Raw genomic sequence first — 12,702 nt, 5'->3', positions numbered from 1 at the left:
CGCGCGCGCGGCATCAACGAATTCAAGAGGACATGCCATGAGTCGCCTGATCGTCGTATCGAACCGCGTCGCTACGCCAACCGAAACCAAAGGCTCGGCCGGCGGCCTCGCGGTCGGCGTGTTCGGCGCGCTCAAGGATAGCGGCGGCGTCTGGTTCGGCTGGAGCGGCGATGTCGTGAGCGAAAGCGTCGCCAATTCCGGACCGACGCTGGAACAGGACGGCGCGGTGACGTTCGCGACCGTCGGCCTGCCGAAGAAAGATTACGACCAGTACTACCGCGGTTTTTCGAACGCGACGCTATGGCCGGTTTTCCACTATCGCAACGATCTGGCCGTGTACGACCGCGAGGAATATGCGGGGTATCGGCGGGTGAATTCGTGGCTCGCGCACAAGGCGATCAAGCTGCTCGAACCGGACGACGTGATCTGGGTACACGACTATCATCTGATTCCGTTCGCGGAAGCGCTGCGCTCGGAAGGCGTCACGAATCGCATGGGATTTTTCCTGCACATCCCGTTTCCGTCGCCGCAAATTCTGCTCAACATCCCGCCGCACGCGGAGCTCGTGAAGTCGCTGTGCTGTTACGACGTGGTGGGGTTCCAGACCGAGGGCGACCAGATCGCGTTCCACGACTACATCGTGCGCCATGCAGGCGGAACCGCGACGCCGGACGGTCAAGTCGAGGCGTTCGGGCGCAAGTTGAAGACGGGCGTGTACCGCATCGGCGTGTTTCCGGACGAGATCGCGGAACAGGCGCGGCGCGGCGAGGCGCGGCAGGACGTGATGGATTTGAAGCAGAGTCTGGAAGGACGCAAGCTGATCATGAGCGTCGATCGGCTCGATTATTCGAAAGGACTGGTCGAGCGTTTCCGGGCCTTCGAGCATTTCCTGGAAAAATCGCCGGAGTGGCGCGGCAACGTGACGCTCGTGCAGATCGCGCCGCCGACGCGTTCGGATGTCGATACATATCAACAGATTCGCCAGAATCTCGAATACGAAGCGGGGCGTATCAACGGGCGTTATTCGGGTCTCGATTACACGCCGATCCGCTATCTCAACCAGCGCTATGACCGCTGGAAACTGATGTCGCTATTCCGCGAATCGCAGATCGGCCTCGTCACGCCGTTGCGCGACGGCATGAATCTGGTCGCGAAGGAATATGTGGCCGCGCAGAATCCCGACGATCCGGGCGTGCTCGTGCTCTCGCAGTTCGCGGGCGCGGCCGCTGAGTTGACCGGGGCGCTGATGGTGAATCCGCACGATATCGTCGGTATGAGCGAGGCGCTCGGGCGCGCGTTGTCGATGCCGCTCGCCGAGCGGCGCGAGCGCTATCAGACCAACATGGCCGCGCTGCGCAAGAACGATCTGGGCGTCTGGCGGGACAATTTCCTGGCCGACTTGCGCGGCGTCGCGCGCCGCAAATAAGCACGCGCTTCAAACGTGTATCCACGCGCGCACGGAGTGTTTCGGGGATGTAACAGCGTGCCAAAAATGCAAGACTTACCGACATTTTGCGCGCGTGCTCCAATAATGAGGGTATCGGAATCCGCAATTTAGCGGATACCAGCGGCGCGCCGCGCGCGGACAGGGATTAATCCTCGTTGTTCGCCTTACATCGCGCTGTCATACTCCGGTGCCCCGGCTTCGCGCTCGCACTCGTACGAAAGCGTACAAAGCGCGCGCGCGGGCGGCGGAGAACCAGCCAAGTGGAGACGGAAGAATGAGAATTGCGCAGATTGCCCCCCTGACCGAATCGGTGCCGCCGAAGCTTTATGGCGGAACCGAGCGCGTCGTGTCGTACATCACGGAAGCCCTCGTCGATCTCGGTCACGATGTGACGCTGTTCGCCACCGGCGACTCGCAGACCCGCGCCACGCTCGAAGCGGTCTGGCCGCGCGCGTTGCGGCTCGACCCGGCTATCCGTGACCGGATTGCACCGCATATGTTGCTGATGGAAATGGTCCGCCGACGCGCCGACGAGTTCGACGTGCTGCATTTCCACATGGATTACTACTCGTTCTCGCTGTTCAACCGCCAGGACACGCCGTTCGTCACGACGCTGCACGGCCGGCTAGATTTGCCGGAGCAACAGCCGGTGTTCGACACGTTCGACACGGCGCCCGTTATCTCGATTTCGGATTCGCAGCGTCATCCGTTGCCGCAGGCGAAATGGCTGACGACCGTCTATCACGGCCTGCCGGAAAAGCTCTACACGCCGCAGCCGGTCGAGCCGCAGTATCTGGCGTTTTTGGGCCGTATTTCGCCCGAAAAACGCGTCGATACCGCGATCCGTATTGCGGGCCGTTGCGGGATGAAGATCCGCATCGCCGCGAAGGTGGATTCTGCCGATCGCGAGTACTTCGAGCGTGAGATCGCGCCGTTGCTGGAATTGCCGTACGTGGAGTTCATCGGCGAAATCGCCGACGACCAGAAGGCCGGTTTTCTCTCCGGCGCGCACGCGCTGCTCTTTCCGATCGACTGGCCGGAGCCGTTCGGTCTCGTGATGATCGAGGCGATGGCGTGCGGAACGCCGGTGATCGCGTTCAATCGCGGCTCGGTGCCGGAAGTGCTGGATGAGGGCGTGTCCGGGTTTATCGTCGAGGACGAGATTGGCGCGGTCGCGGCCGTGAACCGTCTGCATACGCTGTCGCGCGCAAAAGTTCGCCAGCGCTTCGAGGAGCGTTTCACGTCGCACCGGATGGCGCAGCAGTACGTGGATGCGTATCAGGCCGTATGCCGGGCACAACGGCGCTCGCGTCTCAAGCTGATCGATCGCGCGACGACCTGAGCCGCTGCACCGTCCAGCGGCGCTAAAAATGCGCCGCACAAGATAAAACCGCCGTGCGGCACGAATTCGATTCGTGCCGCACGGCGGTTTTTTTATCTTCGGCCGGCGAGTGAAAGCCGGCGTCGGATGTTTAGATCTTCAGGCGCGAAACCTTCGTGCCTGCCAGCGAGACATCGGCCATCAGGCCGGCGTTCGTCAGCACGAACACTTCGACCGGCGCCGTTGCCGTATTGCTGTCGATCGCGCCGTTCGCGCCCATCTTGATCAGCGCGACCGATGCGTCGCCGCCGACCGACCAGCCGTCCGCATTGCGGAACTTGTCGAGCGCGTCCTGCGTCATGAACAGGAAGACGATGGCTTTGGACTGCGCGCCAGCCTGCAGGCCGACGGAACCCGACGTCGTGCTGTAGTAGCCGACCGAGCCGCCGCCAACGCGCAACGCGCCCTTGCCGTACTGCGCACCGACGATAAAGCCCGCCTGCAGCACTTCCGGGAACACGAGCACGCCGCGCGCCTTGCCGACCAGTTCGCGCGAGCCGCGCACGGTCGTGTAGAGGCGCTGCATCGTCGCGTCGACGGAAGAATCGATGGCGTGGCGGTCGTCGGCCGCGCCTGCGGTCTTCTGCTCACCACTGTTCGAGGTCGTCGTGCAGCCGGCAAGCGCGAGGCCTCCCAGTGCGAGTGCGGCGGTCGACTTGAGCATGAAGTTTCGTCTTTGCATCATTTTTCTCCATCGTGGTTTTTTGGGAAACCCCATATAACGGGAGGTGCGGCATGCGAATGTATAACATACACGCAACCTTAACAGCGTCTGCGAACTCCGCCTGAAGCCTTGCCCCGCTTGGCTTTCAACCGGTTTTTGCAACTTCCTGCCGAGCGCCCGCGAAAACGACCGGGTAAAACTGACCTGTTAGCTTACAACGGATGGCGGCCGTTGAAAGCTCCCTTCGCCTGATTTCGGCATTTCGTGGCGACGGACCGTCGATTACCGGTCTTTCCCCCATCGTGCCGGGTCGGAAAAGCGAAAGGCGGGTCAGGATCGCCGGTCGAAAAGTCGCGCGGACTAGCCCTTCCTCAACAGAAATTCGACGTTTTCGTCCTGCACACGCTGCATCGACGGTTAGCAATCAGCGTTCCCGGTCCGGGCGCGCTCAGCCGAGGACGCCTGCGGTGGCGCGGACGAAGGCGTTTCCGTAGCGGCGGGCCGGCCGGTTCCGCCAGGCCGGCGCAGCGCGCGGCGGATTCCGCCTAGGACCGCGCCGACGCAAAAGACGAATACGGCAGGCACGACCCAATAGCCGACGAACGCATGCCAGAGGTAAGCGAAGAGGGTGCTGCGGCGCACCGCGAACTCGTCGATGGCGTTTTGATGCAGTGCGGCGTTCGCGGTCATAACGTCGGCGGGACAACCCGCGCTGCGGGCTTCGTCGGCGTCGCCGTGACAACGCGCGGCGGCTCCCGCGGCGCGCTGGGCGTCGGTGAATTGCCAGGTGGCGAGCATCCGGTCGCGATCGACGGTGTTGTAGGCCATCTCCTCGCGAATCTCGTTCACCGCGACGATCATCACGGGCACGAACCAGAATACGATCAACACCAGCCACCGCCTGAACCAGCGGTTTTTATGTCTCCATGCCATCCTGCTGCCTCCGTCCGATGCAATGCTGCAAACCGGTAAAGGGGCAGCCCGATGGCGAATTGTGTTTTTGAGCGCAAGGTGAGGAGTGGGCCGCCTCCGCGCCATCTTAGGAGAAAACGGGCGCGGCGCGTATCACGAGCTTGGGTGCAGTGCAATAAGACGCGCCCCTCGATGCGGCGATCCGCCGCGCCGCCGCGTTTATGTACGCGGCGGTGTATGGCGGGAACGCGGATGTTTAGCCCTTGTTGCTGAGACAGCTCTTCATGTAGGCCGAACGTTCATCGCCTTTCTTGCCGGTCGCGGACTTGTTGCACGCCGTCATTTTTTGCTGCTGCGTCATCGGTGCGGAGGCGGCTACGGGTGCGGACGACAAGCAGTTGCTCATGAACGCCTTGCGCTCGTCGCCTTTCTTGCCGCCGGCTTGCGTGTTGCAGGTGCTCATTTTCGACTGCTGGCTGTTCGCGGCGAAGGCGGGCGCGGCAAGCGCGCCGCACAGCGCGATGGCGAACGCGGTGACGACGGCGGTGGATTGCATACGAATCTGGATGAACATGGAACGCTCCCTTGGACTGAATGACGATTTTTATCGGACGACGAGGACATCGATCACCACGGACGCGGATTCGATGCGTCCCGCGCATTATGGCAAAGGCCAATATGACTGGCGTGGCGTGCGGGGAAATCGGGATAGGCGGCATGCGTCGTCGCCCGTTTAATTCATACCAATTATTACAACAGGTATGTGTCTTGCACCTGTTTGCACGTGTTAAGCGGGACAAAACCAGAGCAAGCGTTTCATCCAATTCCAGGAGCCGCTGATGTCCGCACCGCTGTCCGACCACTACAAAGGGTTTGAAATCAACGTGCAGGCGTTACGCCGGGCCAAGGATCGCGACGATCCCGACGACGGCCCGCGCCATTTCGACATCGTCGTGAACATCTCGCGCAGTGCGGCCGGTGAAAGCGGCAAGTCGGAAATGTTCGGCGTGCCAGATCAGGAACCGTTCGCCAGTCCGATCGACGCGGTTCGCGCAGGAATCGACTACGCGCGCCAAATAATCGATAAGAAGATTGAAGGGGAATCCGTAGATGGGTTATAAAGCGGACACTGTCCCCTATTTGTCTTAATAAAGTGCGAGAACTTTCTCCGACGGCCGATTGCGCTTCAACCGCTATCTCGAATTTACTGGCGTCGCCGTTGCGCGACGTGGGCGAGACGCTTCGGCAAAGCGGCCTAGTCGTGCGATTCGCGTTGAGCGCGTGATGCGTCGATTCGTGCATCTCACGCAGCGTTTCCGCATCCGGCCGAAAGACGCCGCCGGCGCGCGACGCCTGTTTGCGCGCGCGCTCGCCTGGTTTGCGGGAACGCTGGCGCTGGTGTGTTCGTGCTGCGCGTTCGCCCAGCCGCAAGCGGCGCGCGCGCCGTCGATCGCGCTGTTCTACGGCGCGAAGGTGCCGGCCGCCGAGTTTTCGAGTTTCGATACGGTCGTCGTCGAACCGGATAGCGGATTCGATCCGCGTGCGCAGGCCGAGCCGTCGAAATGGTTCGCCTATGTGAGCGTGGGCGAAGTCACGGCGCATCGCTCGTACTTCGCGGCGATGCCGAAGTCATGGATCAGCGGCGCGAACGCGGCGTGGGAATCGCATGTGATCGATCAGTCCGCCGATGGCTGGCCGCAGTTTTACGTTCAGAACGTGATTGCGCCGTTGTGGGCGAAGGGTTATCGCGGATTCTTTCTCGACACGCTCGATTCCTACCAGCTTGCCGCCAGGACCGACGAACAGCGCGCGCGCCAGCAAGCCGGTCTCGTCAGGGTGATCCGCGCGATCAAGGCGCGTTATCCGGAAGCGAAGCTGATCTTCAATCGCGGCTTCGAACTGTTGCCGCAGACGCACGACCTCGTCTACGCGGTGGCGTTCGAGTCGCTGTATCGCGGCTGGAATCAGGCGCAGAAAAAATACACCGAGGTGCCGCAGGCCGATCGCGACTGGCTGCTCGGTCAGGCGAAGACGGTGCGCGAGAAGTATCGCCTGCCGGTGCTTGCGATCGATTATTGCGATACCGCCGATCGCGCTTGCGCCGTTGAAACCGTCGCAAAAATCCGCTCGGACGGGCTGATTCCGTATGTGACGGACGGGGCGATATCGACGGTGGGCGTCGGCGCCGACGGATCGCCGCCGAGTGCCGCGACGCCAGCCAGCGCAAAGAGCGCGGCAACGGGCCTCGGCGCGCGCACGATTCTGGTGGTCCAGAACGTCGATCCAGGCACGAACCTCAACGTCACACCCGGCGTGCGCTTCGTCGCGATGCCGCTCAATTATCTCGGCTATCGCGTGGAATTCGCCGATACCGCCAAGCCGCTGCCGGACGGGCCGCTCGCCGACCGGTACGCGGGCATCGTCGTCTGGCTGAACGGGCCGCCGTCGAACGCGAGCGCGTATCGCGCATGGTTCGAGCGTCAGGTGGACAGCGGCATGCACGTTGCCGTGCTGACGAGCTTCGGCGTGCCGCTCGACGAAGCGCTCGCGGCCAAGCTGGACTTGAGCCTCGTTTCCGGTCCGCCGATCAAGCGTTTGCAGATCGAATCGATGGATTCGGCCTTGATGGGCTTCGAAATGAAGCCGCAGCCGGACCCGCTCGACACGACCAATATCCGCGTCGGCGCGTCGAGTCATTCGCTGCTGCGTCTGCGCTCGGCAGAGGCGGGCAGCGACACCACGATCGACGCCGCCGCGATCACGCCGTGGGGCGGCTACGCGTTGCGCCCGTTCGCGGTGTTCGACATGTCGATCGTGAATCAGGCGCGCTGGGTCGTGCAGCCGCTGCGCTTTTTCAAGGCCGCGCTGCGGCTGCCCGACGACCTGCCCGCGCCCGACACCACGACCGAGAACGGCCGGCGGCTGTTCATGACGCATATCGACGGCGACGGTCTCGCGTCGGCGGCGGAATATCCGGTGGGCGGCGAGCCGATGCGGACGTCCGGCACGGTGCAATATTCCGGCGACGCGCTTTACGGCGTGCTGCGCAAGTTCGGCTTGCCGACCACCGTTTCGGTGATCGAAGGCGAAATTTCCGACGCCGGCCCGTACCGCGCGTTCGCGCCGCGCCTGCGGCAAATCGCGCGTGAGTTGTTCGCGTTGCCGAACGTGGAAATGGCGAGCCACACCTACACGCATCCGCTGCAATGGATGCGCGTGACCGGCCTCGGCCGCGTCAACGACGACAGCGGTTCCACCGAAGGCGGCAGCCGCGCGAACTACAACGGGCTGTCGATCGATATTCCCGGTTATCGCTACGACACGGACCGCGAGATCGCGGGATCGATCCGCTATATCGATACACTCGCGCCGCCCGCCAAACGCGTGAAAGTGCTGCTCTGGAGCGGCGACTGTCAGGTGCCAGGCAGCGTGGTCGCGGCAGCCGATCAGGCGGGCGTCTACAACATGAACGGCGGCGACACGCTAATCACGAAAAGCTACCCGAGCTGGGCCGCCATCGCGCCGCTCGGCGTGATGAAGGACGGTCACTATCAGGTGTTCGCGCCGAACCAGAACGAGGAGCTTTATACACAGCTCTGGCAAGGGCCGTTCTACGGCTATACGCGCGTGCTCGAAACCTTCGCGATGACCGAAACGCCGATCCGTTTCAAACCGGTCGACGTGTACTACCACATGTTCACGGGCACCAAATACGCGTCGGTGCAGGCGCTGGAGAAGGTCTATGCGGCCTTGCTGACGCAGCCGCTCAATCCGGTTTTCGTCTCGGAATATGCGCAGAAAGTGCTCGATTTCGAAAGCATGACCGTGACGCGCGAAGACGGCGGATTCTGGCGCATTCGGGGCGGCGGGCATCTGCGCACGGTGCGTCTGCCCGAAGGCCGCGCGCCGGAGATGAAGAGCGCGGAAGGCGTCGCGGGTTATCTCGCGGGGCCGGGTGGTGTTTATGTGCATCTGACGGGCGGGGAAGCGCGCTTTCGTGTCGTCGATCAAGCGTCGGCGAGCCGTGCCGCGCTGCCGTATCTCGCGGACGCAAACGGGACGATCGACCGTTTCGCGCGCACGCCAGCTGGTTTCTCCTTCGATCTCACGTCGCACGTCGCGCCGGAGTTCTCATTGGCGCATGCGGGCGCGTGCCGCGTCGCCGTGAACGGGCGTCCGCTCAGCGCCGCGATGATGCAAGGCCGCGCTGCGTACCGGCCGGGCGGCCCGCGCGCCGGCCTCGCGGGCAATCCGCCCAATGCCGCAACCGTAACGGTCCATGTCGATGTCGCCTGCTCAGCCTGACCGCCAGCGGCTCTTTTCGCCCTTCGTGATCGCGGCTTTCGGGCTGCTGGTCGCGCTGATGCTCGTGCTGGCTTTTCCGCGCGAACGTCTGCAGGAGCGGCTGCTCGGCGGCGACCGGATCGACGCGCTGACGATCGCGTATCTGGAAGCCTGGCTGCGGATCGAGCCGGACAACCCGGAAGTGCTGACCGAACTCACGCGGCAATATCTGAAGGCGCAGCGGATCGGCGAGGCGGAAAAGACCCTGACCCGGCTCGCGGAGTCGCATGAGCCGCAGGCGCAGGCGCACGCGCTGATCGTGCGGATAGAACTGGCGGAGAGCCGCGCCTATGCGCTCGCCCCGGCCGATCCGGCGCGGCCCGCGCAGCTTGCGGCGCTCGACCGGCTGCTCAAGCAGGCGGTCGAGCGGCCATGGGAGCCGGGCGATCTCGAAAAGCTCGCGGCGAAGGCGCGGGCACTCGACGACACCGCGCTCGCCGGGCGTTATTACGAACGGCTCGCCGCCGCCGAGCCCGCGCGCGCGGGCGAATGGCTCGCGCAGGGCGCGAAGTTATGGCTCGGCAGCGGCGACTATGTGCGCGCGTCGAACGCGTTTTTTGCGGCACAGGCGAAGGCAAACACGCTCGACGATCAGCGCCGTCTCTTCCTGAGCGGACTGCAGGCGCTGCAAGCGGGGAACCGGTTGAACGAAGCATTGCAGGCGGCCGACGCGCATATCGGCCCGCTCGGACGCGACCGCGAAACGTTGCGCTATCTGGCGCGGCTGGCATTGGCTGCTGGACGGCCGGATCTGGCGGATCGTTATGCACGGCGGTTGCTCAACATGTCGCGGCGCGGCCCGCTGCCGGACGATTTGCGTTATGCCTACGCGGACGGCTATCGGGCGGCAGCATTTCGTGGCGGGAATAGCAACGCGCCGCGTGTCATGCGGATCGCGGCGCAGTACGGGTCCGCGCCTGTCATGGGAGCCACGGCCCAACCGCCGCGCAAGCCGCTCGCGACGTCGCCCGCCATGACGCCCGCCGATTTTCCGGCCGCGGCATCGACGCCGCACGCCACGGCGCAATCCCCCAAAGCGCCAGCGAGCACGCCATCGAGCACGCCATCGAGCACGCCATCAAACGCCCCGGCCACCTCCGAACCGCTCGCCACCTTCGACGCCGACGACTACGAACTCGCCTTCAAGGTGTTCCTCGCTAATGGCAACGTGGCAAATGCGCAGCGCGTCGCGCAAAGCGCCGTCGATCACGATCCGTCCTCGGCGCTCTGGCGCGAGCGCCTCGCGCAGGTCGCCGAGTGGAATCACGCGCCCGACGTCGCGTTGCGCAACTATCTGGCGCTCGCGCAGCAGCGCGGCGACGCACGAAGCTGGCAGCAGGTCGAGCGCCTCGCGCCCGCGCTCAACGACGCGACCGCGATGCTGGCCGCATCGATTTTCGAGAGCGACGCGCGCCCGGGCGACTTAAAACGTATCGATCAGGTCGTGACCGCCTACGAACTCCAGGGCGACCCCGACGGCGCGCTGCGCTTTCTCGATGCCCGCGCGCGCGGCCCGGTCGCGCGAGCCGTGCTGGAACGCTACGCGGCGCTCGCCGAACGCAAGGGCGACGACGACCTCGCGCTCGCAACCTATACGCGTCTGAACCGCGAGTTCGGCCCGAACCCGGCTTACGCGTTCAAGCTCGGGATCATGTATTACGTCCGCACGGATTTCAGCCGTGCGCTCGACGTGCTGGCTCGCGCACGCTCGGCGGCCAAGCCCGCTGACGCCGACTTCTGGCGTCTCTACGCGATGATCGGCGCGATAGGCCAGCACGAGGACGCCGCCAAGGAAGGTTACGGACAGTTGCTCGCGAGCGGGCAGGCGACACCCGACGACATGGCCGCGCTTGTCTCGCTCTACGACGACACACCGCTCGACGCCGGACGTCTCGCCGAATTCGGCTACCGGCAGACCGGCCGCGAGCGCCTGCTGGAACTCGCGCTCTACCACTACACGCGCGCGCATGCGGATGGCCGGATCGACGCGTTGCTCGGATCGCTCACGCCGGCGCAGCGCGCGCAGGCCGAGAAGCGGCCCGAATTCCTGCTCGCGCGCGGCCAGTACCGGCGCGACAAGGGCGATCCGGCAGGCGCGCTCGCCGATGTGCGCGCGGCGCTCGCGCTCGCGCCGGACAACGCCGAGGCGCGCGCCGCGCTGATGTGGGCGCTCGTCGAACGCGGCAGCGACGCCGAATTGCGCGCGGCGCTGAAACGTTACGCGCGCGCGGCGGAGGACGACGGCGCGCTCTGGGGACCGTTCGCGGCGGCCTATATGCGTCTGGGCGACGGACGCGGCGCGCTGCACATGATGCATCGCCAGGCGGCCGATCGTCTGCGTCGCGACGACCCGCTGTGGGCGCTCGGCTACGCGGACGCGCTCGAACTGAACAACCGCGCCGACGAAGCGTGGCAGGTGCGCAACGCCGTGTGGCGTCGGCAGGCGGCGTTGCGCGCGAGCGGCCGCGCGCCGGATCTCACCGACGAACAGCGCGCGGACCTGCGCGCGCGGATGGTCGGCTTGACCGATCTGTTCCAGGGCGGCGATGCATCGCGTGCGGTGCTCGTCCAGATGCTGCGCGAGGACGAGAAACCCGGCGCGCCCGAAGCCCGGCTCGCGCTGCCCGGCCCGAAAGAGACGGCCGCGCTGCTTCCGGCGACAAAATCGGCTGAACTGGCGCGGCGCGAGCGCGTGTATTCGGCGGTCGCGAAAGAGGCGGCGCTCGGCTGGGCGCAATCGCACGACGCCTACGATCTGGAGCGCGTGTGGCTGCTGCGCCAGTACATCGACCGGTCGACGCGGCCGGTCTATGCCGACATCACGCTTGCGCTCGCCGAACACGACACGGTGACGATCGAGCGTCTGCTCGATACCGAATCCGATTGGGTGCCGCGCCAGAACCGGCTCGACGCGGAAGCCGTCACCGGGCGTTACGGCCCGCTGCAAACGCATGCCTACGAGCAGCAACTCGCGCTCCCCGACGACGAAATCGTCAACACGATCCTGCGCGAGCAGTTGCTTCGCAATGCGCAATCGCTGACGCCGCGCTTTCGTGTCGTCGATCAGGGCGGCCTGCGTTTCACCGAAAGCGCGCTCGGCGGCGGATTGCGTCTCTCGCCGACGCAATCGCTCATCCTCGATTACGCCGAGCGCAACCAGCACGGCGACGATTCGCTCCCCGGCGTCCCGCAACACGACCGCCAGCTCGATCTAACCTACCGGCATCTCGGCCTGAACGAGACCGAAAAGATGACGCTCGGCCGTCGCGACGCGCTCGACGACTTCACGACGTTCCGGATCGACGGCACGGTGCTCGACACGCATCCGCTGAATTTCAGCTACGCGTTCGGCGTGCATCAGATGGCGACCGAGACGAGCCAGTTGATGGTCGGCGGGATGAAGAACCTGGCGAGCGCCGGATTCAACTACCGGCTCGATCCGCATGTGTTTGTCGGCGGACGGATCGAGTACGACCGTTTCTACGGACAGGACAAGTCGTTTCTCGGCACGGGCATGGTCTACGACTTCAACGCGGGCTACAAGATTCGCTCGGAGTATCCCGATTACACCGTGCGCGCCGTGTTCACGCACGGTCAATACAGCGCGTCGGGCACGCCGGGCGGACAGTTGCGGCAGCTCTTGCCGGCGGGGTCGGCGTTCACGGCGGCGCAGTTCATGCCGCAGAGCTTTACGCAGGCCGGCCTGCTTTTCTCGGTCGGCGATGAAATCGAGGACGGCGACCCCCGGCGCGGCTGGCGGCCGTTTTTCGCGGCGGGACCGCTGCACGATTCGAATCAGGGCTGGACCGCGCAGGTGCGCGTCGGGCTGGCGGGCAGCGTGTTCGGCAACGATCAGGCGGCGGTGTATTACGAGCACGCGGGCGTCTCGTCCGGGCGCTCGCAGCCGTTCACCGAATACGGCGTGCGCTACCGATGGCTTTACTAAAAAACCTC

Annotated in this window: 8 protein-coding genes; 5 read left to right on the top strand and 3 right to left on the bottom strand. The window is 64.8% G+C overall.

The genetic code is table 11. From position 1 onward, the window contains the following. The first annotated feature begins 37 nt into the window (after positions 1-37). Together otsA and AC3D25_RS08555 are read left to right on the top strand one after the other, a co-directional pair. Positions 38-1,426 carry an alpha,alpha-trehalose-phosphate synthase (UDP-forming) gene (gene otsA / locus AC3D25_RS08560; protein WP_488887986.1) on the top strand — a complete coding sequence of 463 codons (1,389 nt, stop codon included), beginning with the start codon at positions 38-40 and terminating at the stop codon, positions 1,424-1,426. Positions 1,427-1,721: 295 nt separating this feature from the next. Then, the gene (locus tag AC3D25_RS08555; protein ID WP_488887985.1) at positions 1,722-2,789 is read left to right on the top strand and encodes a glycosyltransferase family 4 protein; all 1,068 of its coding nucleotides are present in this window, start codon (positions 1,722-1,724) and stop codon (positions 2,787-2,789) included. Positions 2,790-2,919: 130 nt separating this feature from the next. On the opposite strand, the gene AC3D25_RS08550 is transcribed toward AC3D25_RS08555, so the two are convergent. The 3 genes from AC3D25_RS08550 to AC3D25_RS08540 all read right to left on the bottom strand — a co-directional run bounded on the left by AC3D25_RS08550 (position 2,920) and on the right by AC3D25_RS08540 (position 4,960). Next, entirely contained in the window at positions 2,920-3,510 is a 591-nt protein-coding gene (locus tag AC3D25_RS08550) for a BPSL1445 family SYLF domain-containing lipoprotein (RefSeq protein WP_488889644.1), read from the bottom strand. Positions 3,511-3,909: 399 nt separating this feature from the next. Further along, positions 3,910-4,425, bottom strand: a complete 516-nt coding sequence (locus AC3D25_RS08545) for a hypothetical protein (RefSeq protein WP_488887984.1) — start codon at positions 4,423-4,425, stop codon at positions 3,910-3,912. A 235-nt stretch (positions 4,426-4,660) separates the two neighbouring features. Further along, a complete protein-coding gene (locus AC3D25_RS08540; RefSeq protein WP_488889643.1) occupies positions 4,661-4,960 on the bottom strand; it encodes a PsiF family protein in 300 nt (99 codons plus the stop codon). Between the two features lie 283 nt (positions 4,961-5,243). On the opposite strand from AC3D25_RS08540, the gene AC3D25_RS08535 reads away from it, so the two are divergent. The 3 genes from AC3D25_RS08535 (at position 5,244) to AC3D25_RS08525 (ending at position 12,694) form a co-directional block, all read left to right on the top strand. Beyond that, the gene (locus AC3D25_RS08535) at positions 5,244-5,525 is read left to right on the top strand and encodes a hypothetical protein (protein ID WP_488887983.1); all 282 of its coding nucleotides are present in this window, start codon (positions 5,244-5,246) and stop codon (positions 5,523-5,525) included. A gap of 163 nt (positions 5,526-5,688) precedes the next feature. Next, entirely contained in the window at positions 5,689-8,709 is a 3,021-nt protein-coding gene (locus tag AC3D25_RS08530; protein ID WP_488887982.1) for a bifunctional glycoside hydrolase/polysaccharide deacetylase family protein, read from the top strand. Beyond that, positions 8,684-12,694, top strand: a complete 4,011-nt coding sequence (locus AC3D25_RS08525; RefSeq protein WP_488887981.1) for a tetratricopeptide repeat protein — start codon at positions 8,684-8,686, stop codon at positions 12,692-12,694. Before AC3D25_RS08530 ends, AC3D25_RS08525 begins: the two co-directional genes overlap by 26 nt. The last annotated feature ends 8 nt before the right edge of the window (positions 12,695-12,702 follow it).

Source organism: Caballeronia sp. SL1002 (assembly GCF_057814995.1).
This window is presented reverse-complemented; position numbering and strand designations above follow the sequence as displayed.